A 26,354-nucleotide genomic window follows, 5' to 3' on the forward strand; every position below is an offset into this window, starting at 1 on the left:
CCGCGCACGCTCGGCCCGGGCGGCGCGCGCGGACGGCGATGCTGTCCGGCGCGTTACCGCGCCCGCGGATGCGATGTCGCGTACACATCGCGCAGGGCGTCGACGGTCACGTGCGTATAGATCTGCGTTGTCGCGACCGACGCGTGCCCGAGAAGCTCTTGCACGACGCGCACGTCGGCACCGCCCTGGAGCAGGTGAGTGGCGAACGAGTGGCGGAGCGTGTGCGGCGAGACATGGGCCGCGATTCCCGCATTTTCGGCGGCGGCCCGAATGACGAGCCACGCGCTCTGCCGAGACAGCGGCGCCCCGCGGGCACCGAGGAACAGCCGAGGCGTGGCGCGACCCCGCAGCGACAACTCGGGACGTACACGGGTCAGGTAGGCATCGACAGCGTCGCGGGCGAAGGAACCGACCGGCACGATGCGTTCTTTGTCGCCCTTCCCCCGCAGGCGCACGATATCGCCGGCCCCGTCGCCTCCGCCCGCACCCGCAAGGTCGTCCACGTCGAGCGTCACCACCTCCGACACTCGAGCGCCCGTGGCGTACATCAGCTCGAGCAGAGCCCGATCGCGGAGGCCGATGGGGTCCTCCCCCGACGGCGCCGCGAGCAACTGCTCGACTTGGTCGATCGTCAACGCCTGGGGCAGTCGCCGGGCCGCCTTCGGCGGGCGAAGCCGGGCCGAGACATCCTCGTCCTCGATTCCCTCGCGGGCGAGATGACGATGCAACCCCCGCACCGAGGACTGCAGGCGCGCCAGACTCGACGCGGCGGGAGGAGGGGATGCCGCAGCCCGATCAGCGACGAAGCGCCCCACGACATCCGGGGTGACATCGGCCGTGTCGAGCACTCCCTGCTCGGTGAGCCACGCGACATAGTCGCCGAGGTCGCGTCGATACGCCGCGACCGTGTGCTCCGACAGCCCACGCTCGATCGAGACGTGGCGCAGGTACGCCGTGACGGCTCGATCGATGCGCACCGGGGTTCGGCTCAGCTCGCCGCCCGGCGGCGGTGTTCGGCGGCCGCGAGGGCCGCGACGATCAGGATCGCGTTCTGCATCCGTCCCTCGAGAACGGCCGTCACGACATCGTCGAGCGGGACCCATTCGAGGCGAATGTCGGCCTCTTCCGCCTCGCGTGCGTACGTCTCGGGAGCGGGCGAGATGCCCTCGGCCAGGAAGATGTGCACGATCTCGTCGCTGCCGCCGGGCGAAGTCTTGATGCTGACGAGCTCGCTCCACCGACTCGCCGTCAGATCGGCCTCTTCCGCCAGCTCGCGCCGGGCCGTGTCGGCGGGCGGTTCACCAGCGATGTCGAGCAGGCCGGCCGGGATCTCCCAGTCGCGAGAGCGGATCGGATGCCGGTACTGCTGCAAGAGCAGGATGCGTCCGTCGTCATCGATCGCGGCGATGGCGACGGCACCCGTGTGGTCGACGTAGTCGCGCGACGTGGACTCGCCGTTGTAATCGAAGGTGTCGCTGCGCACATCCCAGACGCGGCCGGGGTAGACGACCTCGCTGCGGGTGATCTCGACCGTCGTCGGTTCGTCGCGCAACGCGCTGAAATCAGTCATTCTCCACCGGATCCACATCGAAGAGCTCGCTCGCGCGGTGGCGCTCGAGTGCCGCTCCCACGAGCCCGCGGAACAGCGGATGCGGTGCGGTCGGGCGCGAACGCAGCTCGGGGTGCGCCTGCGTGGCGATGTAGTACGGGTGCACGTCGCGCGGCAGCTCGACGTACTCGACCAGTGCCCGGTCGGGCGAGAGACCCGAGAACACCAGGCCGGCCTCCGTGAGCCGGTCGCGGTAGGCGTTGTTGACCTCGTAACGGTGGCGGTGGCGTTCCGAAATCTGCGTCGCGCCGTACAGGTCCGCGGCGAGCGAACCCTCGCGCAGGTCCGCGGCGTACAGGCCGAGGCGCATCGTGCCGCCGAGGTCTCCGCCCGCGATGATGTCGACCTGCTCCGCCATGGTCGCGATGACCGGAAACTCGGTGTCGGGGTCGAACTCGCTCGATGACGCACCCTCGAGACCCGCGAGGTTTCGCGCGTACTCGATCACCATGCACTGCAGCCCCAGACACAGCCCGAGCGTCGGGATGCCCTGCTCGCGCGCGAACTTCAGCGCGCCGAGCTTGCCCTCGATGCCCCGGATGCCGAAACCACCGGGAACGCAGATGCCATCGACATCCGCCAGGGCGCGCGCGGCACCCTCCGGCGTCTCGCACAGGTCGGACGGGATCCAGCGGATGTTCACGTGGGTCTCGTGCGCGAAGCCGCCGGCCTTGAGCGCCTCGGTCACCGAGAGATACGCGTCGGGCAGGTCGATGTACTTGCCGACGAGACCGATCGTGACGTCGTGCTTCGGGTTGTGCACGGCGCCGAGCACCCGCTCCCAGCGCGACCAGTTGACGTCCTGCGCCTCATCCAGACCCAGAGCGTTGACGATGTACGAATCGAGGCCCTGATCGTGCAACATCGTCGGGATGTCGTAGATGCTCGGCACGTCGACGGCGTTGACGACCGCGTCTTCGTCGACGTCGCACATCAGCGCGATCTTGCGCTTGTTCGACTCGGTGACGGGACGGTCACTGCGGAGCACGAGCGCGTCGGGCTGGATACCGATCGAGCGGAGCGCCGCGACCGAGTGCTGGGTCGGCTTGGTCTTCTGCTCGCCCGAGGCGCCCATGAACGGCACGAGCGAGACATGCACGAAGAACACGTTCCGTCGACCGAGCTCGTGTCGGATCTGACGCGCGGACTCGATGAACGGCTGCGACTCGATGTCGCCGACCGTTCCGCCGACCTCGGTGATGATGACGTCCGGCTGGGGATCCTGCGTGGCCTGCAGGCGCATCCGTCGCTTGATCTCGTCGGTAATGTGCGGAATGACCTGAACGGTGTCGCCGAGGTACTCGCCGCGGCGCTCACGCGCGATGACCTGCGAATAGATCTGACCGGTCGTGACGTTGGCGGCCTGACTCAGTTCGACGTCGAGAAAACGCTCGTAGTGCCCGATGTCGAGGTCGGTCTCGGCGCCGTCATCGGTGACGAAGACCTCGCCGTGCTGGAACGGGTTCATCGTTCCCGGATCCACGTTCAGATAGGGATCGAGCTTCTGCATCACGACCCGCAGACCCCGCGCCGTCAGCAGATTGCCGAGGCTCGCGGCGGTCAGGCCCTTACCCAATGAAGAAACGACACCACCGGTCACGAAGATGTGCCTCGTGATGTGCTTGGTGATGTCGTTCGATGTTCCCGATGCAGTTTCCGCCACGGGCTTTAATCCTATCAGTCGCGGGAGCCCGCGAGCCCGAGCAGCTCGCGCGCGTGCTCGAGCGCCGCGGCCGAGTCGGGAAGCCCCGACAACAACCGCGCCATCTCGGCGGCGCGCTCGGGCCCTTCGAGCCTACGGACACTCGAGGCGGTCACCGATCCGTCGTTCTCTTTCACGACGGTGAGGTGGTTGGTGGCGAACGCGGCCACCTGCGCGAGGTGCGTGACGACGATGACCTGGGATGCCTCGGCCAGGCGCGCGAGGCGACGTCCGACCTCGATCGCGGCGGCGCCGCCGATACCCGCGTCGATCTCGTCGAAGACGAAGGTCGGCACGGGATCGGTCTCGGAGATGACGACCTCGATCGCGAGCATGACACGGCTGAGTTCTCCACCCGACGCACCCTTGGAGACCGGTCGCGGCTCGGCGCCAGGATGCGGGGCGAGCAGCAGGGCGACGTCATCCCGTCCGTCCGCGCTCGGGGTACCCACGGACACGGTCACCTGCAGGCGCGCGTCGGGCATTGCGAGGGCGGTGAGCTCGGCGCTGACGGCATCGCCGAGGGTCACGGCGGCTGCCGTGCGGCGCTCGGTCAGGGTCGCAGCGGCGGCATCGAGTTCGCGAGCAGCGGCATCCCGTTCTTCCGCGAGTTCGCCGATGCGGGCGTCGTCGCCCTCGAGCTCTGCCAGGCGGGCGGCACCGGTCTCGGCGAGCGCGATGACCTCGTCCAGCGAAGCATTGTGGAGGGACGTCCCGTGGTGCCGGACGAGGGTGCCGAGCTCTGCCCGCCGCGTCTCGACGGCGTCGAGTTCGAGGGGTCCGGATTCATCCAGATCCGCGAGATACCCCGAGAGGTCCGTCGCGATCTCGGCGGCACGGAATCCGAGCTCGGCCACCTGCTGCGAGAACGTCTCGAGCGCGGGGTCCTGAGCGCTCGCGCGTTCGAGCAGGCGCCGGGCCTCTCCCATCAGGGTCGAAACGTCGACGGCGTCGGCCTCGGAAGAGAGCGCCTCGCGCGCACCCGCTGCAGCCCCCCGTAGTTCTTCGACGTTGGCGAGCCGCTCAGCGCGCTGGGCGAGCTCGACATCCTCACCCGGTTGCGGTGCGACATCCTCGATCTCGGAGAGCGCCGCGCGCAAGGCCTCGGCCTCGGCGGTACGCGCATCGCGCTGGGTCGTGAGGGTCGTGTATTCGGCGTCGAGTTCGCGCCAGCGATTCCACGCGGTCCGGTATGCCGCGAGCGCGTCGCGTACTCCCGTTCCCCCGAAACGATCGAGGGCATCGCGCTGCGCCGACGCCGAGCGCAGGCGCAGCTGGTCGGACTGCCCGTGCACGACCACGAGGTCATCCGCCAGGTCAGCGAGGACCCCGGCCGGGGCGGCGCGCCCACCCACGCTCGCGCGGCTGCGGCCCTCGGCCGTGACCGTACGGCCGACGTACAACTCGGCGCGGTCAGCTCCCAGCGGCTCGAGGTCTCCTCCGGCTTCGCGCACACGGTCGGCGACGGATCCCTCAGCGGGGACATTCCAGATGCCCGCGACCTCGGCCTGACCACCCGAGCGCACCACGCCAGAGTCGGCGCGTTGACCGAGCAACAGACCGAGGCCCGTCACGACCATCGTCTTGCCGGCACCCGTCTCACCCGTGATGGCGGTGAAGCCGGGACCGAGGGGCAGGGTCGCTTCGGCGATCACCCCGAGCCCGGCCAGGCGTACTTCCTCGATCATGCGCCCGCCCCGGGGTGCGTCTCGGCGTCGGTCACGGTGCCCGTGTTCGTTTCGGTCGGTTCGTGCATCGCCCAGGTCTCGGGCTCGGCGGATATGGGCCCGCGCCATCCCTCGACCGGCAACCGGAACTTGCGCACCAGCCGGTCGGTGAATGCCGCGGGGTGCAGACGCGCGAGACGCACGGGCTCGGGAGATCGCCGCACCATCACGCGGGCACCGGGCGGCAGATCGTGCGAGCGGCGACCGTCGCACCAGAGGATGCCCGTGCCGTTCGTGCGTTCGAGCACCTCGATCGCGATCGTGGCCTCGGGGCCCACCACGAGGGGTTTGGCGAACAGGGCATGAGCCGAGAGCGGCACCACCGCCATCGCCTCGACGGTCGGCCAGATCACCGGCCCGCCGGCGGAGAAGTTGTACGCGGTCGAACCGGTGGGGGTCGAAACGACCATGCCGTCGCAGCCGAAGCTCGAGAGGGGCCGACCGTCCACCTCGAGAACGACCTCGAGCATCCGTTCGCGGCTGGCTTTCTCGACCGTCGCCTCGTTGAGGGCCCACGTCTCGTAGATCAAGGAGTCATCGGAGTCCTGAACGCTGACGGCGAGCGCCAAGCGCTCCTCGACGCGGTAGTCGCCGAGGATCGCGCGGTGTACCGCCTCGTCCAACTCGTCGCGCTCGATCTCGGCGAGAAACCCGACGTGGCCCATATTGATTCCGAGCACCGGTGCGGTGCCGCCGCGAACGAGTTCTGCGGCGCGCAGGATCGTGCCGTCGCCGCCGAGCACGATCGCGAACTCGATCTCGTCGACGGGGACGTCGATGCCGAGCGTGCCGGTGTTGTCGAAGTCCTCGATCGCGGCCCCCAACTGGGCTCGATCATCCGCGGAGAATACGGCGCGGGCACCAGCCGCGACCAAGGCGGCCGTCACGCGGCGCGCAGCAGCGACCGTATCGTCGCGCAACGCATGCGCGACGACCAGGATGTTTCGCGTGCTCGTCATGCCGCTCCCGCCGGTTGGTTCGCCTCACCCATTCTGTCGGATGGGTCCCGTTCGCCGGGCCGCCCGCGCGCTGGGGAGGATATCCGGCTGCGAGACTGTGGGTATGAAGGCAGCGCTGGTGCTCGCGACGCAGCTCCTCGACGATCACCCCGCCTACTCGGACCCCGAGATCGACCTCGTCCTCTTCATCGAGAACGCGCGGAGCTTCGAGCGTCGCCCGTACCACGCGCACAAGATCGTGCTGCTTCTGGCTTCCATGCGTCACGCGGCCGCCCGCCTCGAAGAGCGCGGCATCGCCGTCGCGTACCGCCGGATCGACGCCGATGAAACGGTCGCGGACGACCGCAGGGAGTCGTTCGGTGATGCGGTGGGGGTCCTCGTCCGCGAGCACGACATCACCCACCTCGCGTGGATGGCGCACACCGATCCGCGCGTCCAGGGCTCGATCGAAAAGATCGCCGACGGACACGGGCTGCAGACGCACACCTACCCCGATGACCTCTTCCTCACGCCCGAGGCGCTGATCGACGAATGGTTCGCGAGCCACCCCACGGCCCGGATGGAGGACTTCTACCGCTGGCAACGTCGGCGCACGGGCATCCTCATGGAGGGCGGCGCCCCCGAGGGACGCCGGTGGAACTTCGACGCCGAGAACAGGCATCCGCTCCCCCGCGACAAGAAAACGAAGGCCCACACCCTCGATATCCCGGCGGTGCCGATTCCCGATCCCGATGAGATCACCCGCTCGGCCATCGCCGACACGCAGCGGCTCTTTGGCGATCATCCAGGCGATCCACAGAGCTTCTGGCTCCCCGTGACCCCCGAGGGCGCGCGGGAGTGGCTCGATGACTTCGTCACTCGTCGCCTATCCGACTTCGGACGCTACGAAGATGCGATGGATGCCGACGAGCCGTTCCTCTTCCACTCCGTCCTCAGCCCTCTGATCAACATCGGGCTGCTCACGCCTCAGGAAGTCGTCGACCGGGTCGAGCGCTCCGACGCCCCCCTCGAATCGCGCGAGGGTTTCATTCGCCAGGTCATCGGATGGCGGGAGTACATGCGCGGCGCGTTCCGCGCGCAGCCCGCGCTCGAGGACGCCAACTACTTCCATTTCACCCGCACACTCGAGGCATGGTGGTACACCGCGGAAGGAATCCCCGACGAGCTTCCGCTGCCGGTCCGCACCGTCCTCGTGCGGGTCCACCGCTACGGCTATGCACACCACATCGAACGCCTGATGGTGCTCGGCAACTGGTTCCTGCTGCAGGGCTACGATCCCCGCGAGGTCTACGAGTGGTTTTCGGCGATGTTCGTGGATGCGTTCGACTGGGTCATGGTGCCGAACGTGCAGGGTATGAGCCAGTTCGCGGACGGCGGCCGCGTGGCAACGAAGCCCTACATCGCGGGCGGGGCCTATCTGCAGCGCATGGGGTCGTGGTGGTCGAGCGCCAAAGTCGCGCAGGAGGATGCCTTCACCGGCGCCTACTGGGGGAGTTCCTCGACCGCAACGAGCCGCAGCTCGCGGACAACCACCGGCTCGCCATCCCTCTGGCCTGACTCGTGCCACTTTAGTGCCCTGTGTCGGCGGCGATCGTGTCGAGGATCGCCGCGGCGTCGGGTCCGGGCGGTGTTGTTGCGGTGATGTCGTTCCCGGCGATGCGGATGGTGACGTCTCGGAGGGGCCGGAGGGTGCGGACGAGTCGACGGATGCTGACCCCTGTGGTGTCTTGCAGGTGGCGTGAGATGGCGAGGGCGGTGAACACGATCGTGAGGTGGGCTTGGATCGAGTCGTGCTGATGGTGGAACATCGGCCTGGCTTGGAGGTCAGTTTTCGCCATCCGGAACGATCGTTCGACCTGGAACAGCTCGTGTACGCGGCCACGACCTCGCGCCCGTCGAGCCGGATCGCGGGGATGTTGCTGACGTAGCCCTTCAAGCCAGCGACTTGCCGGGCCCGATCCACCAGGGTCTGGTCGATGTCTCGGCTGCTGCCGGTGAGTTTCACGAACCGGTCCTTCTTCACCGGCCTGGTTCCGTCAACGACCTTCTGCGCGCGTTCGACCTGCTTGTCCAACGTGTGGTTATCCCGCCGGTCGCGTTTCGCTGAGTAGTGGTAGACGATCCGCCGCTCACGCGCGTTCGGCCCGACCCCCATGATCCGTTTCGATTCGAGGGTTTCCCCGTCGTGGAGAGCGGTCCCGATGGTGAAGTGTTCGATGAGGTCGTCGGGGGCTTTACTGATCCGGGACCCGACGATGAACGAGAACCCGGCATCTTCGAGCGCGTTCAGATTCGAGGCGGAGAGCATCCCCGCATCGGCAACCACGACGATGTCTTTGACACCGTGGCGGTCTTGGAAGGACCGCAACACCGGGAGGAGGGTGGTCGTTTCGCCGGTGTTGCCGGTGAACGCGTGGACCTCCAACGGGAACCCGCCGGGGGTGACCAGCAGCCCGACGACGATCTGCGGGTCCACGCGGCGTTCTTTGCTCATCCCGACCTTGCGGAGATCGTCCTCGTCTTCGGCTTCGAAATACAGGGTCGTGACGTCGTAGAGCACCAGGGACAGTTCCCCCGCCTTCGTGGCGTGAGCGTAAGCGGCGCGGGAGACCTGGTCACGCCAGTCCTGCTCAACACAACGGGCCAGGGTCCGCCAGATCGTCCGCAACGATGCCGCCGGAACGCCGAGCTCACCGAGGACACGGATCGTGTCTGCTTTCGACGTCGGCTCCACCGCCCGAGCGAGCACGAGTTTCCGGAACGTGTCGTCGCCCACGACGTCGAACCCGAGCCGAACATACGCACCCTCGAGCACCTCCCAAAGCACACGCGAGGAACTGCCTGTCACGATCGGCGCCGCCGTCACCGGCGACGCCGGGCCCAGCGCGTCCAGATCGAACGCGAGCTGCCCGGCCTGAATCCGGTCCTTCGCGATCTGCACCAGCACGGCGAGCTGAGCGTCGTCATGCGCGGAGCCGATGTGTTCCACGATCGTGCGGACGCCGCGGTGCTTCCGCACGATCTGCACCGCCGTCGCGCCCGAGGAAGTTGGCACCTTCCGCACGAACAAGCCCATCCGAGCAGTCTAAAAGCCGTCCATTAGTGCCCCGCCCGGACACCAGCACCCCCGGAAAATCAACGAACTCCGACCCCAAAACCCCAAATCACGAAAAAGTGGCACGACTCAGGTCTGGCGCAGATGCGCAAGCGGCGCGAAAGCTGACCGTCAGCGCTGAGTGAGCTCGTTCACCAGGGCGAGCCACGCCGTCGGGTTCGCCGCATCCGCGTCCGCACCGTCATCCGCGACATCGCGCACCCGCAGCCACGCCACGAACTCGTGATTACCGTGCGTGCCGGGCAATGGCGAGGCGATCACCCCATGGGTACCGAGGCCCGCGTCCCAGGCCGCCCACAGCACGCTGGCAACGGCATCAGCGCGCGAAGCGGGATCGGTGACGAGCCCACCGCGGACGGATGTCCGTCCCACCTCGAACTGCGGTTTGATCAGCAAAACCGCATCGCCGGCGTCGTCCATCGTTACGCGGACGGCCGGCAGGACGAGCCCCAACGAGATGAAAGACAGGTCGCCCGTGACGAGCGAAGGCACGCGATCCACACCGCTCACCGCGGCAAGTGACTCCGGTGTCATGTCGCGCACGTTGTAGCCCTCGACCGACACGACGCCGACGTCTCCCCGAATCCGCTCCGACAGCTGACCGTGCCCGACATCCACCGCGATCACTGGGTCGGCGCCGCGCTCCCGCAGCACCTGCGTGAACCCGCCGGTAGAGGCGCCCATATCGAGCGCTACCCTGCCCCCGACCTCGATCGGGAACGCCTCGAACGCGGCGATCAGCTTGTGCGCGGCGCGGCTGACGTAGTGATCGAACGCGGCGACCTCGATGAGCGACGTCTCTTCGACCTTCGCCGACGACTTCACGACGGGTCGACCATCAACCGTCACGAGCCCTTCGGCGATCAACCCCGCGGCGTGCGTGCGCGAACGCGCAAGGCCGCGCGCCGCCAGCGCGGCATCCAAACGTTCACTCATCGGTCGCCGGATGCCGAAGCGCGCGGGTCCGCGAGGCCGCCCACACCCTCGAGTTCGCGCGAGAGTTCTTCGTGCATCGCGTCGAACGCGGCGGCGCGGGTCGCGAGGGGCTGCTCCTCGACCACCCGCAGACGCGACACCAGGCTGTCGTCGAACGATCCCTCGGGCGTGTTGCTCATCGTCCCAGGATACGACGGGCACCGGCCGATGCCTCGATGCCCGGCGTCAGCGACGGGATCCACTCACCGCTCAGCGCGCCGTGCGGAAGGGGTCGTCGTAGAGCCGCTCGGGAACCCGCAATCCGTAGATCGCACGACCCGAGTCCCAGATCGCGCCGGCCGCGGCGCGCAGCAGGTTGATCTGCGCGGATCCCTCCGCGACGATCTCAACGTCGTTTCCGGCGACACGCACGGTGGCGTCGCCGACCGTGACTGCGCCATCCTTCCCGCGTGTCTTCGCCGCCGGATACGGCTGCGAGAGTTCGCGCAGGTCGCCGAGGATGAAGTCCGGACGCGAGCCGGCGGGCGCGGCGAGGACGTGCTTCGGTCGGTCGATTCCGGTCAGCACGAGCGCCGAAGCGATTCCGGCACGCTGCGCGCCGAGGATGTCGGTGTCGAGCCGGTCGCCGATGAAGAGCGGATGCTGGGCGCCGAACCGCGCGATCGCCTCGAAGAAGATCGGCGTTTCGGGCTTGCCGGCGACGGTCGCGAGACGCCCGACCGCGGTGTGAACGGCGGACACGAGCGTGCCGTTCCCCGGCGCAATACCGCGCGCCTGCGGGATCGTCCAGTCGGTATTCGTCGCGACCCACGGGATGCCGCCCTGATCCTCGGGCAAGGCAAGCGCGAACGCGGCCTCGGCGAGGTCCCGCCAGGCGACATCCGGCGAGAAACCCTGGACGACCGCGGCGGGCGAATCCTTTGCGCTGCGCGTCACCGTGAAACCGGCCTTCTCGACCTCGACGGTCAGGCCCTCTCCCCCGACGACCAGCACACGGGACCCCTCGGGAAGCATGTCCCGCAGCAGACGCATCGCGGCCTGGGGGCTCGTGATGACGTCTTCGGGACGCACGTGCAGGCCGAGCTCGGTCAGCTGTGTCGCGACGGTGGCGTCCGTGCGGGAGGCGTTGTTGGTGATGTAACCGAGCCGACGTGTCTGACCCGCGGCGTTCAGCGCCTCGACGGCGTGCGGAATCGCCTGGTGACCGGCGTACACGACCCCGTCGAGATCGGCGAGGACCGCATCGACCCCATCAAGCGGCGTCGAGCTCGCCCTCCCGAGGAGCGCCATCAGTCGGATGCCTCTGTCTCGTCGCTCTTGTTGCCTTCGACGGGCTCGAAATACTCCGATTCATCATCTGCATCTACATCTGCATCATCAGCGTCATCGTCATCGTCCAGATCTGCGTCATCGTCGAAGTCGATGTCGAGCTCTTCGATTTCGTCGATCTCGAGTACGTCATCCGAGCCGTCGCCGTCGAGTGCGCCCTCGGCCACCTCGGCGAGCTTGGTCCAGCGGGCGGCCTCGTCCAGGCGTCCCAGCTCTTCGAGCACGGTTGCGCGTGCGGCAAACAGACCGGGACTCCAAGGGAAAGCGGTATCGGGGTTCAGCTCGGGGATATCCAGCTCGCGCAGTGCACGCTCCGGGTCACCCAGGTCGAGGCGGGCACCGGACATGGCGACCGCCAACTCGACGCGGGTTTCGATCGGAAGCGAGTCGCGATCGACCGCACGACCGACCTCGAGGGCACGATCGGGACGCCCCACACCACGCTCGCTGTCGACCATCATCGCGATCTGATCGTCGCTGCCCGAAATGCGCCGGTAGGTGCGCAGTTCGCGCAGAGCCAGGGCGAAGTCGCCCACGGCGTACGCCGTGATCGCAAGCGATTCACGAACCACGGCGACTCGGCCGGCCTTGCGCGAAGCAGCCAGGGCGTGCTCGTGCGCGAGAGCGGGATCTTCGTCGATCATCCGTACGGCCATCGCCAGGTGACGGCCGACCGTGTCAGCGTTTTCCTTGCTCAGGGTGCGCAGTTCGTTGCGCGCACTCGGGTGGAGGTCGCGGGCGGTGACATCGTCGGGCAGGAACGGATCCGGGATGCGTGGCTCGAAGTCACGATCGCGGTCCCGGTCACGGGGCGGGGCGTCGCTGCGGTTGTATCCGGGGCGACCAGAGTTGCCGTCGCGGCGTTCATAGGGCGGGCGCGAGCCACCGCTATCGCGGTTCTCGTAGGGACGGCGGGGGGCATCACCATCACGCTTGACGTAGGGCGGACGCGAAGAGTTGCCGTCGCGCTTTTCGTACGGGCGACGCGGAGCATCACCATCACGCTTCACATAGGGCGGACGCGAACCACCGCTGTCGCGGTTCTCGTATGGGCGACGGGGAGCATCACCATCACGCTTGACGTAAGGCGGACGCGAAGAGTTGCCGTCGCGCTTCTCGTACGGCTTGCGCGGCGAATCACCGTCACGCTTCTCGTACGGACGACGAGGCCCATCACCATCACGCTTCACATACGGCGAACGCGATCCATTGCCATCGCGGTTCTCGTACGGACGACGAGGCGCATCACCATCACGCTTCGCATAGGGCGGACGCGAACCACCGCTATCGCGGTTCTCGTACGGTCGACGCGGAGCGTCGCCGTCGCGCTTCACATACGGAGGACGCGACGAGTTGCCATCACGCTTTTCGTACGGCTTACGCGGCGCATCACCGTAACGCTTTACGTACGGTGCGCGAGACGTATTGCCATCACGCTTCTCGTACGGCTTACGCGAAGCATCACCGCCGCGAGAAGAGGACGGACGGCGATCGGCGCTGCCACCCGTGCGGGGTGAACGTCCAGAGGCGTCACGCCCGCGATCGGGCCCACCGCGACGCTCATCGTCCTTGCGGTCGTCGTCTGCCATGTTTCCGATCCTTTCGCGACTCGCCCGTCGGCGAAATCGCACTGTTGCAAAACAGCTCTGTTAACGAAGAAAGGGCCACCCAGCGTTGGGTGGCCCTTTCTTGAAAGAAGTCCGGCGGTGTCCTACTCTCCCACAGGGTCTCCCCTGCAGTACCATCGGCGCTGAGAGGCTTAGCTTCCGGGTTCGGAATGTAACCGGGCGTTTCCCTCTCGCTATGGCCGCCGAAACACTATTGATGTTTCAATCAGCATAACAAAGTCATTGTTATGCGGTTCTCGACCGTACATCGAGAACCACTCAGTGGACGCAAGCACCTAGCAAAAATAGGTGATTATCAAATCGTCGGCTTATTAGTACCGGTCAGCTACACGTGTTGCCACGCTTACACACCCGGCCTATCAACCCAGTAGTCTGGCTGGGAGCCTCTCGCCCGAAGGCATGGAAATCTCATCTTGAGGCCGGCTTCCCGCTTAGATGCTTTCAGCGGTTATCCATCCCGAACGTAGCTAATCAGCGGTGCCCTTGGCAGGACAACTGACACACCAGAGGTTCGTCCAACCCGGTCCTCTCGTACTAGGGTCAGATCCTCTCAAATTTCCTACGCGCGCAGCGGATAGGGACCGAACTGTCTCACGACGTTCTAAACCCAGCTCGCGTACCGCTTTAATGGGCGAACAGCCCAACCCTTGGGACCTACTCCAGCCCCAGGATGCGACGAGCCGACATCGAGGTGCCAAACCATGCCGTCGATATGGACTCTTGGGCAAGATCAGCCTGTTATCCCCGAGGTACCTTTTATCCGTTGAGCGACAGCGCTTCCACAAGCCACTGCCGGATCACTAGTCCCGACTTTCGTCCCTGCTCGACTTGTCAGTCTCACAGTCAAGCTCCCTTGTGCACTTACACTCGACACCTGATTGCCAACCAGGTTGAGGGAACCTTTGGGCGCCTCCGTTACTTTTTGGGAGGCAACCGCCCCAGTTAAACTACCCATCAGGCACTGTCCCTGAACCGGATTACGGTTCTAAGTTAGATATCCAGAGTGACCAGAGTGGTATTTCAACAATGACTCCACCTGAACTAGCGTCCAAGCTTCAAAGTCTCCCACCTATCCTACACAAGCCACACCGAACACCAATACCAAACTATAGTAAAGGTCACGGGGTCTTTCCGTCCTGCTGCGCGTAACGAGCATCTTTACTCGTAATGCAATTTCGCCGAGTTCGCGGTTGAGACAGTTGGGAAGTCGTTACGCCATTCGTGCAGGTCGGAACTTACCCGACAAGGAATTTCGCTACCTTAGGATGGTTATAGTTACCACCGCCGTTTACTGGGGCTTAAATTCTCAGCTTCGCCTTGCGGCTAACCGGTCCTCTTAACCTTCCAGCACCGGGCAGGCGTCAGTCCGTATACATCGTCTTGCGACTTGGCACGGACCTGTGTTTTTAATAAACAGTCGCTACCCACTAGTCTCTGCGGCCTCCAAACGCTTTCGGAGCAAGTCCTTATACGTCGAAGGCCCCCCTTCTCCCGAAGTTACGGGGGCATTTTGCCGAGTTCCTTAACCACGATTCTCTCGATCTCCTTGGTATTCTCTACCTGACCACCTGAGTCGGTTTGGGGTACGGGCCACTAGAACCTCGCGTCGATGCTTTTCTTGGCAGCATAGGATCACCGGATCTTGCCCTTACGGGCTCCCCTTCGTGTCTCAGCCTTAATGAGAGACGGATTTGCCTATCTCTCGGCCTACACACTTGGCCTCGGACTACCATCGCCGAGGACCGGCTACCTTCCTGCGTCACACCTGTTAATACGCTAACCGCACCAGCATGGGGTCGTGCGCTAGGCCCAACGCTTCACCCCGAAGGGATCCGTCAGTGGGATTCAGACACTTAGCACTACTGGGTTAGTTTGGGCGGTTCTTCGCGGGTACGGGAATATCAACCCGTTGTCCATCGACTACGCCTGTCGGCCTCGCCTTAGGTCCCGACTTACCCAGGGAAGATTAGCTTGACCCTGGAACCCTTGGTCTTTCGGAGGACATGTTTCTCACATGTCTTTCGCTACTCATGCCTGCATTCTCACTCGTGTAGCCTCCACGGCTGGTTCACACCGCCGCTTCGCTGGCCACACGACGCTCTCCTACCCATCAATACGGCTGGACCACGAAGGCCTACCAATAATATCAATGCCACAACTTCGGTGGCGTGCTTGAGCCCCGTTACATTGTCGGCGCGGAATCACTTGACCAGTGAGCTATTACGCACTCTTTCAAGGGTGGCTGCTTCTAAGCCAACCTCCTGGTTGTCAAGGCAACTCCACATCCTTTCCCACTTAGCACGCGCTTTGGGACCTTAGATGGTGGTCTGGGTTGTTTCCCTCTCGACTATGAAGCTTATCCCCCACAGTCTCACTGCTGCGCTCTCACTTACCGGCATTCGGAGTTTGGCTGACGTCAGTAAGCTTTTGGGCCCCATCGGCCATCCAGTAGCTCTACCTCCGGCAAGAAACACGCAACGCTGCACCTAAATGCATTTCGGAGAGAACCAGCTATCACGAAGTTTGATTGGCCTTTCACCCCTATCCACAGCTCATCCCCTCAGTTTTCAACCTAAGTGGGTTCGGTCCTCCACGAAGTCTTACCTTCGCTTCAACCTGGCCATGGATAGATCACTTCGCTTCGGGTCTAGGACATGCGACTGAATCGCCCTATTCAGACTCGCTTTCGCTACGGCTACCCCACTCGGGTTAACCTCGCCACATATCGCTAACTCGCAGGCTCATTCTTCAAAAGGCACGCTGTCACCCCTACTAAGGAGGCTCCAACGGTTTGTAAGCAAACGGTTTCAGGTACTATTTCACTCCCCTCCCGGGGTACTTTTCACCTTTCCCTCACGGTACTTGTCCGCTATCGGTCATCTGGGAGTATTTAGGCTTACCAGGTGGTCCTGGCGGATTCACACGGGATTTCTCGGGCCCCGTGCTACTTGGGATACTTCTCGCGCTGAGGGCAATATTTCGACTACGGGGTTCGCACCCTCTATGACTGGTCTTTCAATACCATTCGTCTATATTGTCTCATCACGCTTGTTGCTCGGCAGAGCAACATGAAAAGTCCCACTACCCCGAATATGCAACTCCTGCCGGATATCACACATACTCGGTTTAGCCTCTTCCGGTTTCGCTCGCCACTACTAACGGAATCGCGGTTGCTTTCTCTTCCTGTGGGTACTGAGATGTTTCACTTCCCCACGTTCCCTCTACCCGCCCTATATATTCAGGCGGGAGTCACTGGGTCAGCACGCTGCCCAGCGGGGTTTCCCCATTCGGAAATCCTCGGATCAAGGTGTGCTTATCCACTCCCCGAGGCTTATCGCAGATTGCTACGTCCTTCTTCGGCTCCAGATGCCAAGGCATTCACCGTTTGCTCTTAAAGATTTGAAATCACATGAGTTTGAATCAGAATCGATTTGAGCCCGAAGGCTCAACTCAAAATTGACTAATGATCTATTAAGATCATCTTTGTGAGCCGATCTAAAAGATCGACTCAAAGATGCTCGCGTCCACTGTGTAGTTCTCAAAGTACGGGCGGTACCTTCCCGCGATGCCATCCTGTGGCAACGAAGAAAGGTCCTGAGGTTCGTCTGTGCTCCGACCCGTGGGCCAAGCGCATCCGGTCCCTCAGGACCCAACAGCGTGCATGTGTCGTGAGAACGACCTGAACGTTTCCAGCTGCAAGCAGCGTACTGAGTTCGGGACCTTCCGATACGGCACCTTGTCTAATGTTCCACCCATGAGCTACCAGTCGAGAACGTGTGTCTCGAATCTGGCTCTGGAAGGCCCGGAGGCCTTCAAGTGCTCCTTAGAAAGGAGGTGATCCAGCCGCACCTTCCGGTACGGCTACCTTGTTACGACTTAGTCCTAATTACCGATCCCACCTTCGACGGCTCCCTCCACAAGGGTTGGGCCACCGGCTTCAGGTGTTACCGACTTTCATGACTTGACGGGCGGTGTGTACAAGACCCGGGAACGTATTCACCGCAGCGTTGCTGATCTGCGATTACTAGCGACTCCGACTTCATGAGGTCGAGTTGCAGACCTCAATCCGAACTGGGACCGGCTTTTTGGGATTCGCTCCACCTTACGGTATTGCAGCCCTTTGTACCGGCCATTGTAGCATGCGTGAAGCCCAAGACATAAGGGGCATGATGATTTGACGTCATCCCCACCTTCCTCCGAGTTGACCCCGGCAGTATCCCATGAGTTCCCACCATTACGTGCTGGCAACATAGAACGAGGGTTGCGCTCGTTGCGGGACTTAACCCAACATCTCACGACACGAGCTGACGACAACCATGCACCACCTGTTTACGAGTGTCCAAAGAGTTGACTATTTCTAGCCCGTTCTCGTATATGTCAAGCCTTGGTAAGGTTCTTCGCGTTGCATCGAATTAATCCGCATGCTCCGCCGCTTGTGCGGGTCCCCGTCAATTCCTTTGAGTTTTAGCCTTGCGGCCGTACTCCCCAGGCGGGGAACTTAATGCGTTAGCTGCGTCACGGAATCCGTGGAATGGACCCCACAACTAGTTCCCAACGTTTACGGGGTGGACTACCAGGGTATCTAAGCCTGTTTGCTCCCCACCCTTTCGCTCCTCAGCGTCAGTTACGGCCCAGAGATCTGCCTTCGCCATCGGTGTTCCTCCTGATATCTGCGCATTCCACCGCTACACCAGGAATTCCAATCTCCCCTACCGCACTCTAGTCTGCCCGTACCCACTGCAGGCTGGAGGTTGAGCCTCCAGTTTTCACAGCAGACGCGACAAACCGCCTACGAGCTCTTTACGCCCAATAATTCCGGATAACGCTTGCGCCCTACGTATTACCGCGGCTGCTGGCACGTAGTTAGCCGGCGCTTTTTCTGCAGGTACCGTCACTTTCGCTTCTTCCCTGCTAAAAGAGGTTTACAACCCGAAGGCCGTCGTCCCTCACGCGGCGTTGCTGCATCAGGCTTGCGCCCATTGTGCAATATTCCCCACTGCTGCCTCCCGTAGGAGTCTGGGCCGTGTCTCAGTCCCAGTGTGGCCGGTCACCCTCTCAGGCCGGCTACCCGTCGACGCCTTGGTGAGCCATTACCTCACCAACTAGCTGATAGGCCGCGAGCTCATCCCTGACCGAAGTTCTTTCCAGCTTCTGAAGATGCCTTCGAAGCTCGTATCCGGTATTAGCAGCTGTTTCCAACTGTTATCCCAGAGTCAGGGGCAGATTGCTCACGTGTTACTCACCCGTTCGCCACTGATCCAGAGAGCAAGCTCTCTTTCACCGTTCGACTTGCATGTGTTAAGCACGCCGCCAGCGTTCATCCTGAGCCAGGATCAAACTCTCCGTGAAAGAATTTTGCTGCGACAAGACCGGAATGGGTCGAGCCGAGCGAGTTTGATCTGACGATCGGATGTCATTACTGACATATCCGTTTAATCTCAAAAGAATCTCATCGGTCAGACAAGCTGACCGCGAGGTTTTTTGGCATTTGACAAGTGCACGCTGTTGAGTTCTCAAGGATCGGATGCTCCTGCGCCGTGTCTCTCGACCGTCCCGCAGGGCAACTTCTCTATCTTACATCCTCTGTGCGAGATGTCAAATCGACATTCTCAGCTCTTCGCGTCCCGAACTTCACGTTCGTAGGCGCTCCGATAGAGGAGACCCCATCGTAAACCCGAAGGTTTCCACCACTCAAGAGTGTTGGTTTTTGGTGGGGGTGTTCTTCGCTTGAGGAGGGGAAGCTTTCGGGGCCTCACCGCGCTCCTTTGGGGCGAACAGGTATTACCTTACGTGGGATTTCGCGGGGCGGGCAAATTGCGGTGCGTCCCGGGCGTGTCGCGCATGTTTCCGGGGTTTTTCCGGCAGCGTCACGGGGTCCCTGCGCGGGGCTACGATCGCGACCATGATCGGTCCCGCAGAGTCCCCCGTTCCCACAGGCCGCCCGATAGCGCCTGTCCCTCTCCCGTCATGCCTGGCCGTGGGCACACTCGCGTGGGACAGCGTTTCCGCGGCGTCGTCCGCGGCCGCCCGACTGGCTTCCGCACAGGCGCAGTCCCCCGACCCCATGCGCGTTGCCGTGGCGTACTCAAGCGAGCGGCACATCCGCTTCAACGACGAAGCTCCCTCCCCCTGGGCTCCGCTCTCCGGCTTCTTCCGCACATCCGACGGTTGGGTGCGGACCCACGGCAACTACCCGCACCACGCTCAAGCGCTCCGGGCGGCCCTGGGAATAGGCGAGGACACGGACCGGGATGCCGTGGTTCGGACACTGGCCGCGATGCCCGCGGGCGTGGCGACGCAGGCGATCACCGCCCGGGGCGCCATCTGCGTCGGCGTGATGCACGAGAACCCGGGCCGTGACGCCGTTCTCGCCGAGGGTCCCCTTGTGCGAGGTGATCGACTCAGCCCCTCCCCCGCTCGCCCGCGAACATGGGACCCGACATCGGCGCCGTTGCAAGGCATCCGGGTCCTGGATCTCACGCGCGTGATCGCGGGCCCCGTCGCGACCCGCACGCTGGCGCTCCTCGGCGCCGACGTTCTGCGAATCGACCCTCCCCAGAGCCCGGAGCTGCCGATGCAGCACGCGGACACGGGGCACGGCAAGCGGTCTGCCCTCCTGGAACTGCGCCAACCGAGTCAGCTCGACGTCTTCGACCGTCTTCTCGCCGACGCGGACGTGGTCGTGCTCGGATATCGACCCGCCGGTCTGGCACACCTGGGGCTCGAACCTGCCGCACTGACCTCTCGTCATCCCGGAATCATCGTCGCACGCCTGTCGGCATGGGGATCTGACCCGTCATCCGCTGACCGCCGCGGATTCGACAGCATCGTGCAGGCCGCGAGCGGCATCGCCTGGATCGAGTCACGCGAGGAAGGTGTCCCCGGGGCACTCCCCGCACAGGCGCTCGACCACAGCGCCGGGTATCTGCTCGCCGCCGAGATCATGAGCCTGCTCGAGCGGCAATCGGTCGAGGGCGGGTCGTGGCTCGCAGAGACATCTCTCCGTCGAGTCGCCGCGGAGTTGCTCCGGATGCCTCGGACGACCGAGCCGAACGCCACCGAGCCCGTCAACGCAGGTCCGCACCTGCAGACCTTCGACGTCGACGGCGGGATTCTGACGACCGCGGGCCCCGCGATCGCGTACGAAGGCGGGCCGGGTGCGTTCGCCCCGCCGCGCCCGTGGGGCGGCGACGCCCCGGAATGGCTCTAGACGTTCGAGCGGGCCCGGCGCACCAGCTGCAACACGATCGCCAACACCAGGGTGAGCCCGCCCCAGACGCCCACGGCCGGCGGGAGCAGGAGATATGCGAGGTGCTCGACGCCGAACCCCGTGCGCAGCGGGCCGAAGAGCATCAGCCCGCCGACCCACGCGACGACCAGAAAAGCCGGCAGCGATAGCCACCACCCCACTCGGATGAAGCCGGGCGCGCGATCCTGCAAGGACACGGGACCACGTCGGCCCAGCCACAACGCGGCCCAGATTGCGATCACGAGCAGCCCGAAGACCGTCGAGCCGTACTGCAGCCACTTGTATCCGAGGAGCGGACCCCACCGCTCGGCCAACAGCGGAAAAGCCTGCAGGCCCCAGCGATCGAGGTGTGTGAAGAGGTCCCACGCGATGTGACTCGCGACCCCGATCGCGAGCGACACGACGAGAAGCAGGATGCTCCCCAGCGAGATCTTGCCCGGAGCGACGCCGGGCCGGTGGAGAGCGAAGGTCTCGCGCGCAGAGGCGAGGGCCCCGGCATCCCACCCGTCCGGAAGTCGTTCGGCCAGCGCACGCGGCACGAGATCGCGCGCGGCGGGCCTCAGCACGCAACGCCAGATGAGCAACAGCACGAGCGCGACGACCACCGTGACGGGAAGCCACGACCACGTGTGCGTTGCCGAGTACCGCAGCCCGAAACCACGCAAGAAGATCGGCAGGTCCGGCGTCATCGCACCGATCGCGATGGCGGCCGGCACGAGCGGCGTGCGAATGAACGGCAGCGCGACGACCGCGTGGCTCGGAGTGAAGGGCACGCGCTCAGCTCTCGAATCGGGTCACCGGACGAAGACGCCCGCCAAGGTCTTTTTCCCGCGTCGGAGGACCGAGACCCCGCCGGGTAGCGCGCCCGAAACGATGACGGATTCGTCGGCCACCCGTTCGCCATCGAGGCTCACGCCGCCTTGGGCGATCGCGCGCCGCGCCTCCGACAGGCTCGACACGAGCCCCGTGTCCACCAGCGCGCGGACGATGTCGGTTCCGGCCGGCAGCTCGGCGTGCGGGAGTTCTCGCAACGCCGACTCGAGCGTCGATGCGTCGAGCGCGGTCAGGTCGCCCCCCTGGAAGAGAGCCTCGGATGCCGCGATCACAGCGGCCGCCGCATCCGTCCCGTGGACCAGCGCGGTGACCTCGAGAGCCAGCCGCTTCTGCGCCTCGCGGCGGAACGGCTCGGATTCGACGAGCTGCTCGTACCGTTCGATCTCGTCCCGGCCGAGGAACGTGAAGATCTTCAGCCGCGCGATCACATCGGCATCGAGTGTGTTGAGCCAGAACTGGTAGAACGCGTACGCGCTGCACATCTCGGCATCCAGCCAGATCGCGTTGCCCTCGCTCTTGCCGAATTTCGTGCCGTCACTGTTCGTGATCAACGGCGTGCCCAGCGCGTGCACCGACTTTCCCTCGACCCGATGGATCAGGTCGACGCCGCTCGTGAGGTTGCCCCACTGATCGCTGCCGCCGGTCTGCAGAACGCAGCCGTAGGCACGGTAGAGCTCGAGGTAGTCCATGCCCTGCAGGATCTGGTAGCTGAACTCGGTGTAGCTGATGCCCGCGTCGGAATTCAGCCGGGCACTCACGGCATCCTTCTTGAGCATCGTGCCCACGCGGTAGTGCTTGCCGATCTCACGCAAGAAGTCGATCGCGCTGAGGGGTGCCGTCCAGTCGAGGTTGTTGACCATTCGCGCGGCGTTCTCGCCCTCGAAGCTCAGAAACCGCTCGACCTGAGCGCGCAGTCGATCCACCCACTCGGCGACGGTCTCTCGGGTGTTCAAGGTGCGCTCGGCCGTGGGCCGCGGATCTCCGATCAGCCCCGTCGACCCGCCGACCAGACCGAGCGGACGGTGGCCGGCGAGCTGCAAGCGACGCATCGTGAGCAGCTGCACCAGGTTGCCGAGGTGCAGGCTCGGCGCCGTCGGGTCGAACCCGCAGTAGTAGACGATCGGTTCGCCGCCCAGCATCTCGCGGAGCGTCTCGGCATCGGTCGAGACATGCACGAGTCCGCGCCAGACGAGGTCGTCCCAGACGTTGTCGAAGGCGGGATCGCGAGCGGGATCGGTGACGCTGAGAGCTGCGGATGGCACGGGTTCGAGGGTATCAGCGAGAGCCACATCGCCACGGAGCCGAGCACCCCCTTCAGCGTCGGCGCCCCATGCCAGACTTGCGGCGTGGAATCCCGCGCCGACATCCTCATCACGACAATCGTCGTGATCTTCCTCTTCGCCGCACTCTGTGCGGCGCTGGCTCTGGTGACAGTGGCTCTGCGCCGACCGACAACCGTGCTGCTCACGGTCGCGGGCGGGCTCGTCGTGCTGTGCTTCCTCATCGTCTCGGTACTGCCGTACAACGTTCCGCTGCTCTTCAGAGCCGCGCTCGCTATCCTCGGCGTCGCGCTGTCGGTGCTGGGCGGCAATCCATTCTCTCGGTGGGCACTGGCCGCCGCCGACGGAGGACGCACGGAGGAGGGCACCCGGGGCGGCATCCTCGTCGAGCTCATGGCTGAGCGTGAGCCGCCGCGCGAAGAAGAGATTCTTCGCGGCGGAACCGCGATCGGCTACCTCGAGCGGTCCGCGGTTGCTCTGGGCATCCTCGCGGGATTCCCCGCGGTCATCGCGATCATCGTCGCACTCAAGGGCATCGGGCGGTTCACCGAGCTCGCGACCCCCGCCGCGCGTGAGAGGTTCATCGTCGGCACCCTCGCGAGCCTGCTGTGGGCCAGCACGGCGGCCGGCATGGTGTGGCTCGCCATCTGGTGACGTTCAGTCCCGTGCACCGGTGAGGGCGCGCAGGCCCTCGATGAGCGCTCCGCCGTCTGCGGTCGCGAGGGCTTGCGACACGGCTGACTGGACGACGCCCTCGGCACGTGCGGTCTCTTTCTGGGTGTCCCCGAGCCATCGTCGATAGAGGATCCGACGTGTTCGCGGGCTCAGCTGTGCAACGGCGCGATCGCGTGCGAGGAGCCCGCTGTTGGCGACCCGGACGAGCTCATGCGTCTCAAGCGGCGCGGACTCCGCCGGGGCCACGAGGGTGCGCGCGGACGGCGCGGCGCGCCGGGCGAGCTGCTCCACCCGGTCGATTGCCGTCCGCGCGGCCCACCACGCCTCTCCTTCTGACAGTGCGCCCCGCACGGAGGGGATGTCCTCGATCGCGCCGAGCCCGATTCCGAAGCGGAGCTCGATCCCCTCGGGCAGCGCGAGCTGGAGGAGCATCGTGGTCACGAGCGCCGTCGGGAGGTCGGGATACACACCCTGCAGTTCGTCCCCGACCGTCGGCAGAAGGGGACGCTCCGATGCCGGCGCGGCTTCTGCGACCATCCCGAGTGTCTCTTCGAGCGTCCGCTGCGCCGAAGCTCTGTCCGGGAGCCCGCGCGAGGCAACGATGTCGGCAATCAGTGCTGCGACCATGTGATCAGTATGTCACTGATATCTCCGTTATATCAACTCTAAGCTGATATTTGAGAAAAGATCAGTTTCCACTGTTCTCACGAAATGCTTCGTGCCGCCGACTGGGCGCGCGCGACGAGTTCAGCCCGCTGCTCGGCGACCCGCACCGGCGCCGTGCCGCCGACGCCCGAGCGACTCGCCACGGAGCCCTCGATCGTGAGCACCTCGCGCACCTCGGGCGTCAGCAACGGCGACACCCGCGCGAAGAGGGCATCGGATGCCTCCTCCAGGCCGATTCCCTCGATCTCGCACGCCCGAACCAGCGCGCCCGAGATCTCGTGCGCGTCGCGGAACGGTACGCGACGGCGCACGAGCCAGTCGGCCACATCCGTCGCGAGCGAGAATCCCTCGGGGGCGAGCCGCGCCATCCGCTCGGTATCGAATCGCAGTGTCGCGATCATGCCCGCAATGGCCGGCAGCAGAACTTCGAGGGTGACGACAGTGTCGAAGACGGGCTCCTTGTCTTCCTGCAGGTCGCGGTTATACGCCAGGGGCAAGCCCTTGAGCGTTGCCAGCAGCCCGGTGTGGTCGCCGATGAGTCTCCCCGCCTTGCCGCGGGTGAGCTCGGCGATATCGGGGTTCTTCTTCTGCGGCATGATGCTCGAACCGGTCGAATACGCATCGTCGAGCGTCACGAACCCGAACTCGCGCGTGTTCCAGAGAATGATCTCTTCCGCAAAGCGCGACAGGTCGATGCCGATCATCGCAGCGATGAACGAGAACTCCGCCACCACATCCCGCGCCGCGGTGCCATCGAGCGAGTTCTCGGAGGGACGATCAAGGCCCAGCTCACGAGCGACGAGCGCGGGGTCAAGACCCAGGCTGGAACCTGCGAGCGCTCCCCCGCCATACGGCGAGACCGCGGCGCGGGCGCGCCAGTCGCGCAGACGCTCGAGATCGCGCACGAGCGGCCAGGCGTGGGCCTGCAGGTGATGGGCGAGCAGGATCGGCTGCGCGTGCTGCAGGTGCGTCCGGCCCGGCATGATCGCCGAACCCGCGGCTTCCGCCTGCGAGACGAGTGCGTCGATCACGCGCAGGATGTCTCGGGCGATGACCGTCGCGTGGTCGAGCAGATACATCCGCACGAGCGTCGCGATCTGGTCGTTGCGGCTTCGGCCCGCGCGCAACCGGCCGCCGAGTTCGGCACCGGCCCGCTCGATCAGGCCGCGCTCGAGGGCACCGTGCACGTCCTCGTCCGACTCGGCCGCGACAAAGGCGCCCGACGCCACGTCTGCCGCGAGCGCATCGAGCGCCGCGTGCATTGCGTCGAGCTCGTCGGCCTCGAGATATCCGGCCGCAGCGAGCGCCGTGGCGTGGGCCTTCGAGCCGGCGATGTCGTAGGGCGCGAGCACCCAGTCGAAGTGCGTCGAACGGCTGAGTGCGGCCAGCTCCGGCGAGGGTCCGCCCGCGAATCGTGCGCCCCAGAGGGCTCCTTCGTTCGTGCCCTGCGCCTTGTCGTTACTCACTGCTCCACCCTATCGACGGCCTGCCCGGCACCCCGGCGGCGGTGCCCCGCTAGGCGCGAGACACGATCGAGCGCCCACTCGATCGGGCCGCGTCCTACGACGAGTGCCCACAGCGTGCAGGCGACGATCGTCCAGACGACGAACGGGACGAAGGGATCGGTGTCGCGAAAGGCCTCGAGCGTCGACTCACCGGGGTCCGGCGTCGGCTGCAGAACCCACCATGCGACGATCTGACCCACGTACGCGGTGAGCGGCATCGACCCGACCGCACGGAGAGGCAGAGCGAGCCATCCGATCGGACTGAGCCACGCCCTCTCCCGCCACGGGCGGGTCAGTAGCAGGCAGAGTCCCAGCATAGCGAGCGCAAAACCTCCCGACCCGAACACCTCGAGCAGGCCGTCGGAGTGCGCGTCCGCGGTCCAGACGAGCGCGAGATACGTGTCGGGTACGGCGGGGACCGCGAAGGCAAGCGTGTAGGCGAGCACCGCCAGCCCGGCTCCCACGAAAACGAGAGCGGCCTGGGTGCCGAGCGAGCGGAGGTCGAGGCGGCCGACGCCGAGTCCCGCCACGATGAAAGCAATCCATACCGGGAACGGATAGTTCAGCCCGAGCAGCAGGCCGATCTCGGCCCCGATCTGCGTGTCCCAGAAAGGCAGCTGCCCGATGAGCGCCTGCACCCACGGCATCACGAGGCCGAGCACGGCCGCGAGCGCGAACAGGAATGCCGGGCGCGCACGCAACAGCGGCAACGCCAGCAGGAACAGGATGGCGTACGCCGGAAGGATGACGTAGACCGGCACCTGCGTCAGGATCAACAGCACGCCGATCACCCAGATGCACAGCGCCCGAAGGGCGAGACGAGCGGATGCCCGCTCCCGCGCGGCGCCGCTCACGGGGGTGCGGCCGCCGGTGATGAGCGCGATCGAGACGCCCGCGATCGTCGCGAACAGGATCGAGGAACGACCGTTCGCGACATCCGTCCACGTCGACACATCCGTGGGGTCGAACGGATCGATCCACAACAGGTGTGCCGCGAACATCCCGACGACGGCCAGGCCGCGCGCGAGATCGAGCCCGGCGATGCGGCGAGGACCGTTCAGTCGTTCCCAACGCGCGCCGAAACCCGTGCGTTTCGACTCGCTGCGCGGCTCCCGAGCCTGTCGAAGGGCGCTCACCGGA

Annotated in this window: 17 protein-coding genes, 3 rRNA genes and 1 pseudogene; 3 read left to right on the forward strand and 18 right to left on the reverse strand. The window is 65.1% G+C overall.

All coding sequences use genetic code 11. The features are described 5' to 3' along the window. Positions 1 to 53: 53 nt before the first annotated feature. From xerD to ACXZ1E_RS03270, 5 genes are read right to left on the reverse strand one after another with little or no spacing between them, the layout of a single operon-like run. The gene (xerD, locus tag ACXZ1E_RS03250; protein WP_458042008.1) at positions 54 to 977 is read right to left on the reverse strand and encodes a site-specific tyrosine recombinase XerD; all 924 of its coding nucleotides are present in this window, start codon (positions 975 to 977) and stop codon (positions 54 to 56) included. 11 nt (positions 978 to 988) lie between these two features. After that, complete coding sequence (locus tag ACXZ1E_RS03255) at positions 989 to 1,570, reverse strand: NUDIX domain-containing protein (protein ID WP_458042009.1); 582 nt, start codon at positions 1,568 to 1,570, stop codon at positions 989 to 991. Then, entirely contained in the window at positions 1,563 to 3,227 is a 1,665-nt protein-coding gene (locus ACXZ1E_RS03260; protein WP_458352090.1) for a CTP synthase, read from the reverse strand. Before ACXZ1E_RS03260 ends, ACXZ1E_RS03255 begins: the two co-directional genes overlap by 8 nt. Before the next feature lie 59 nt (positions 3,228 to 3,286). Then, positions 3,287 to 4,999 (reverse strand): DNA repair protein RecN, encoded by a 1,713-nt coding sequence (recN, locus tag ACXZ1E_RS03265; protein ID WP_458042011.1) that lies wholly within the window; start codon positions 4,997 to 4,999, stop codon positions 3,287 to 3,289. Beyond that, positions 4,996 to 5,997, reverse strand: a complete 1,002-nt coding sequence (locus tag ACXZ1E_RS03270) for an NAD kinase (protein WP_458042012.1) — start codon at positions 5,995 to 5,997, stop codon at positions 4,996 to 4,998. The genes recN and ACXZ1E_RS03270 overlap by 4 nt, the downstream gene beginning before the upstream one ends. A 103-nt stretch (positions 5,998 to 6,100) precedes the next feature. Here ACXZ1E_RS03270 and ACXZ1E_RS03275 point away from each other — a divergent pair, with 103 nt between their 5' ends. Continuing rightward, positions 6,101 to 7,639, forward strand: coding sequence for a cryptochrome/photolyase family protein (locus tag ACXZ1E_RS03275; protein ID WP_458042013.1), 1,539 nt, complete (start codon positions 6,101 to 6,103; stop codon positions 7,637 to 7,639). On the opposite strand, the pseudogene ACXZ1E_RS03280 reads toward ACXZ1E_RS03275, so the two are convergent. From ACXZ1E_RS03280 to ACXZ1E_RS03315, 8 genes and pseudogenes are all read right to left on the reverse strand, one after another. Continuing rightward, positions 7,566 to 9,073, reverse strand: a pseudogene (locus tag ACXZ1E_RS03280) (IS1634 family transposase). The gene ACXZ1E_RS03275 and the pseudogene ACXZ1E_RS03280 overlap by 74 nt on opposite strands. A gap of 150 nt (positions 9,074 to 9,223) precedes the next feature. Then, positions 9,224 to 10,048 carry a TlyA family RNA methyltransferase gene (locus ACXZ1E_RS03285; RefSeq protein WP_458042014.1) on the reverse strand — a complete coding sequence of 275 codons (825 nt, stop codon included), beginning with the start codon at positions 10,046 to 10,048 and terminating at the stop codon, positions 9,224 to 9,226. Next, positions 10,045 to 10,227 (reverse strand): hypothetical protein, encoded by a 183-nt coding sequence (locus ACXZ1E_RS03290; protein ID WP_458042015.1) that lies wholly within the window; start codon positions 10,225 to 10,227, stop codon positions 10,045 to 10,047. Before ACXZ1E_RS03290 ends, ACXZ1E_RS03285 begins: the two co-directional genes overlap by 4 nt. 70 nt (positions 10,228 to 10,297) lie before the next feature. Beyond that, the gene (locus tag ACXZ1E_RS03295) at positions 10,298 to 11,338 is read right to left on the reverse strand and encodes an HAD-IIA family hydrolase (RefSeq protein WP_458042016.1); all 1,041 of its coding nucleotides are present in this window, start codon (positions 11,336 to 11,338) and stop codon (positions 10,298 to 10,300) included. Next, on the reverse strand, positions 11,338 to 12,966 hold the full coding sequence (locus ACXZ1E_RS03300) for a primosomal protein (protein ID WP_458042017.1): 1,629 nt from the start codon (positions 12,964 to 12,966) through the stop codon (positions 11,338 to 11,340). The genes ACXZ1E_RS03295 and ACXZ1E_RS03300 overlap by 1 nt, the downstream gene beginning before the upstream one ends. A gap of 109 nt (positions 12,967 to 13,075) precedes the next feature. Further along, positions 13,076 to 13,192, reverse strand: a 5S ribosomal RNA gene (rrf, locus tag ACXZ1E_RS03305). 104 nt (positions 13,193 to 13,296) lie between these two features. Beyond that, positions 13,297 to 16,410: ribosomal RNA gene (locus ACXZ1E_RS03310) — 23S ribosomal RNA — on the reverse strand. A 422-nt stretch (positions 16,411 to 16,832) separates the two neighbouring features. Then, positions 16,833 to 18,354, reverse strand: a 16S ribosomal RNA gene (locus ACXZ1E_RS03315). The 16S, 23S and 5S rRNA genes sit together here, the layout of an rRNA operon. 553 nt (positions 18,355 to 18,907) lie before the next feature. Between ACXZ1E_RS03315 and ACXZ1E_RS03320 the strand changes: the two genes are divergently transcribed. Continuing rightward, positions 18,908 to 20,215: a CoA transferase gene (locus tag ACXZ1E_RS03320; RefSeq protein WP_458042018.1), complete on the forward strand. Its 1,308-nt coding sequence runs from the start codon at positions 18,908 to 18,910 to the stop codon at positions 20,213 to 20,215. Here the strand turns inward: ACXZ1E_RS03320 and ACXZ1E_RS03325 are convergent. Both ACXZ1E_RS03325 and tyrS read right to left on the reverse strand, forming a co-directional pair. Continuing rightward, positions 20,212 to 21,027: a DUF4184 family protein gene (locus tag ACXZ1E_RS03325; protein WP_458042019.1), complete on the reverse strand. Its 816-nt coding sequence runs from the start codon at positions 21,025 to 21,027 to the stop codon at positions 20,212 to 20,214. The two genes, ACXZ1E_RS03320 and ACXZ1E_RS03325, sit on opposite strands and share 4 nt — an antisense overlap. A 21-nt stretch (positions 21,028 to 21,048) precedes the next feature. Beyond that, positions 21,049 to 22,350, reverse strand: a complete 1,302-nt coding sequence (gene tyrS / locus ACXZ1E_RS03330) for a tyrosine--tRNA ligase (RefSeq protein WP_458042020.1) — start codon at positions 22,348 to 22,350, stop codon at positions 21,049 to 21,051. 84 nt (positions 22,351 to 22,434) lie between these two features. Here tyrS and ACXZ1E_RS03335 point away from each other — a divergent pair, with 84 nt between their 5' ends. Then, positions 22,435 to 23,022, forward strand: a complete 588-nt coding sequence (locus tag ACXZ1E_RS03335; protein WP_458042021.1) for a hypothetical protein — start codon at positions 22,435 to 22,437, stop codon at positions 23,020 to 23,022. A 3-nt stretch (positions 23,023 to 23,025) separates the two neighbouring features. Here ACXZ1E_RS03335 and ACXZ1E_RS03340 read toward each other — a convergent pair whose 3' ends face one another. The 3 genes from ACXZ1E_RS03340 to ACXZ1E_RS03350 form a co-directional block, all read right to left on the reverse strand. Further along, positions 23,026 to 23,670, reverse strand: a complete 645-nt coding sequence (locus ACXZ1E_RS03340; protein WP_458042022.1) for a SatD family protein — start codon at positions 23,668 to 23,670, stop codon at positions 23,026 to 23,028. Positions 23,671 to 23,747: 77 nt separating this feature from the next. After that, positions 23,748 to 25,175 carry an argininosuccinate lyase gene (gene argH, locus ACXZ1E_RS03345; RefSeq protein WP_458042023.1) on the reverse strand — a complete coding sequence of 476 codons (1,428 nt, stop codon included), beginning with the start codon at positions 25,173 to 25,175 and terminating at the stop codon, positions 23,748 to 23,750. After that, entirely contained in the window at positions 25,172 to 26,350 is a 1,179-nt protein-coding gene (locus ACXZ1E_RS03350) for a heparan-alpha-glucosaminide N-acetyltransferase domain-containing protein (protein ID WP_458042024.1), read from the reverse strand. The genes argH and ACXZ1E_RS03350 overlap by 4 nt, the downstream gene beginning before the upstream one ends. Between the last annotated feature and the right edge of the window lie 4 nt (positions 26,351 to 26,354).

Source organism: Pacificispira sp. HM-600, assembly GCF_977993705.1.

Bases quoted from the DNA above. Each gene is read 5' to 3' on its own strand.
- ACXZ1E_RS03275 (WP_458042013.1), top strand. From the start codon at position 6,101: ATGAAGGCAGCGCTGGTGCTCGCGACGCAGCTCCTCGACGATCACCCC.
- ACXZ1E_RS03340 (WP_458042022.1), bottom strand. From the start codon at position 23,670: ATGGTCGCAGCACTGATTGCCGACATCGTTGCCTCGCGCGGGCTCCCG.
- ACXZ1E_RS03255 (WP_458042009.1), bottom strand. From the start codon at position 1,570: ATGACTGATTTCAGCGCGTTGCGCGACGAACCGACGACGGTCGAGATC.
- ACXZ1E_RS03290 (WP_458042015.1), bottom strand. From the start codon at position 10,227: ATGAGCAACACGCCCGAGGGATCGTTCGACGACAGCCTGGTGTCGCGT.
- ACXZ1E_RS03270 (WP_458042012.1), bottom strand. From the start codon at position 5,997: ATGACGAGCACGCGAAACATCCTGGTCGTCGCGCATGCGTTGCGCGAC.
- recN (WP_458042011.1), bottom strand. From the start codon at position 4,999: ATGATCGAGGAAGTACGCCTGGCCGGGCTCGGGGTGATCGCCGAAGCG.
- ACXZ1E_RS03285 (WP_458042014.1), bottom strand. From the start codon at position 10,048: ATGAGTGAACGTTTGGATGCCGCGCTGGCGGCGCGCGGCCTTGCGCGT.
- ACXZ1E_RS03295 (WP_458042016.1), bottom strand. From the start codon at position 11,338: ATGGCGCTCCTCGGGAGGGCGAGCTCGACGCCGCTTGATGGGGTCGAT.
- ACXZ1E_RS03300 (WP_458042017.1), bottom strand. From the start codon at position 12,966: ATGGCAGACGACGACCGCAAGGACGATGAGCGTCGCGGTGGGCCCGAT.
- ACXZ1E_RS03320 (WP_458042018.1), top strand. From the start codon at position 18,908: ATGATCGGTCCCGCAGAGTCCCCCGTTCCCACAGGCCGCCCGATAGCG.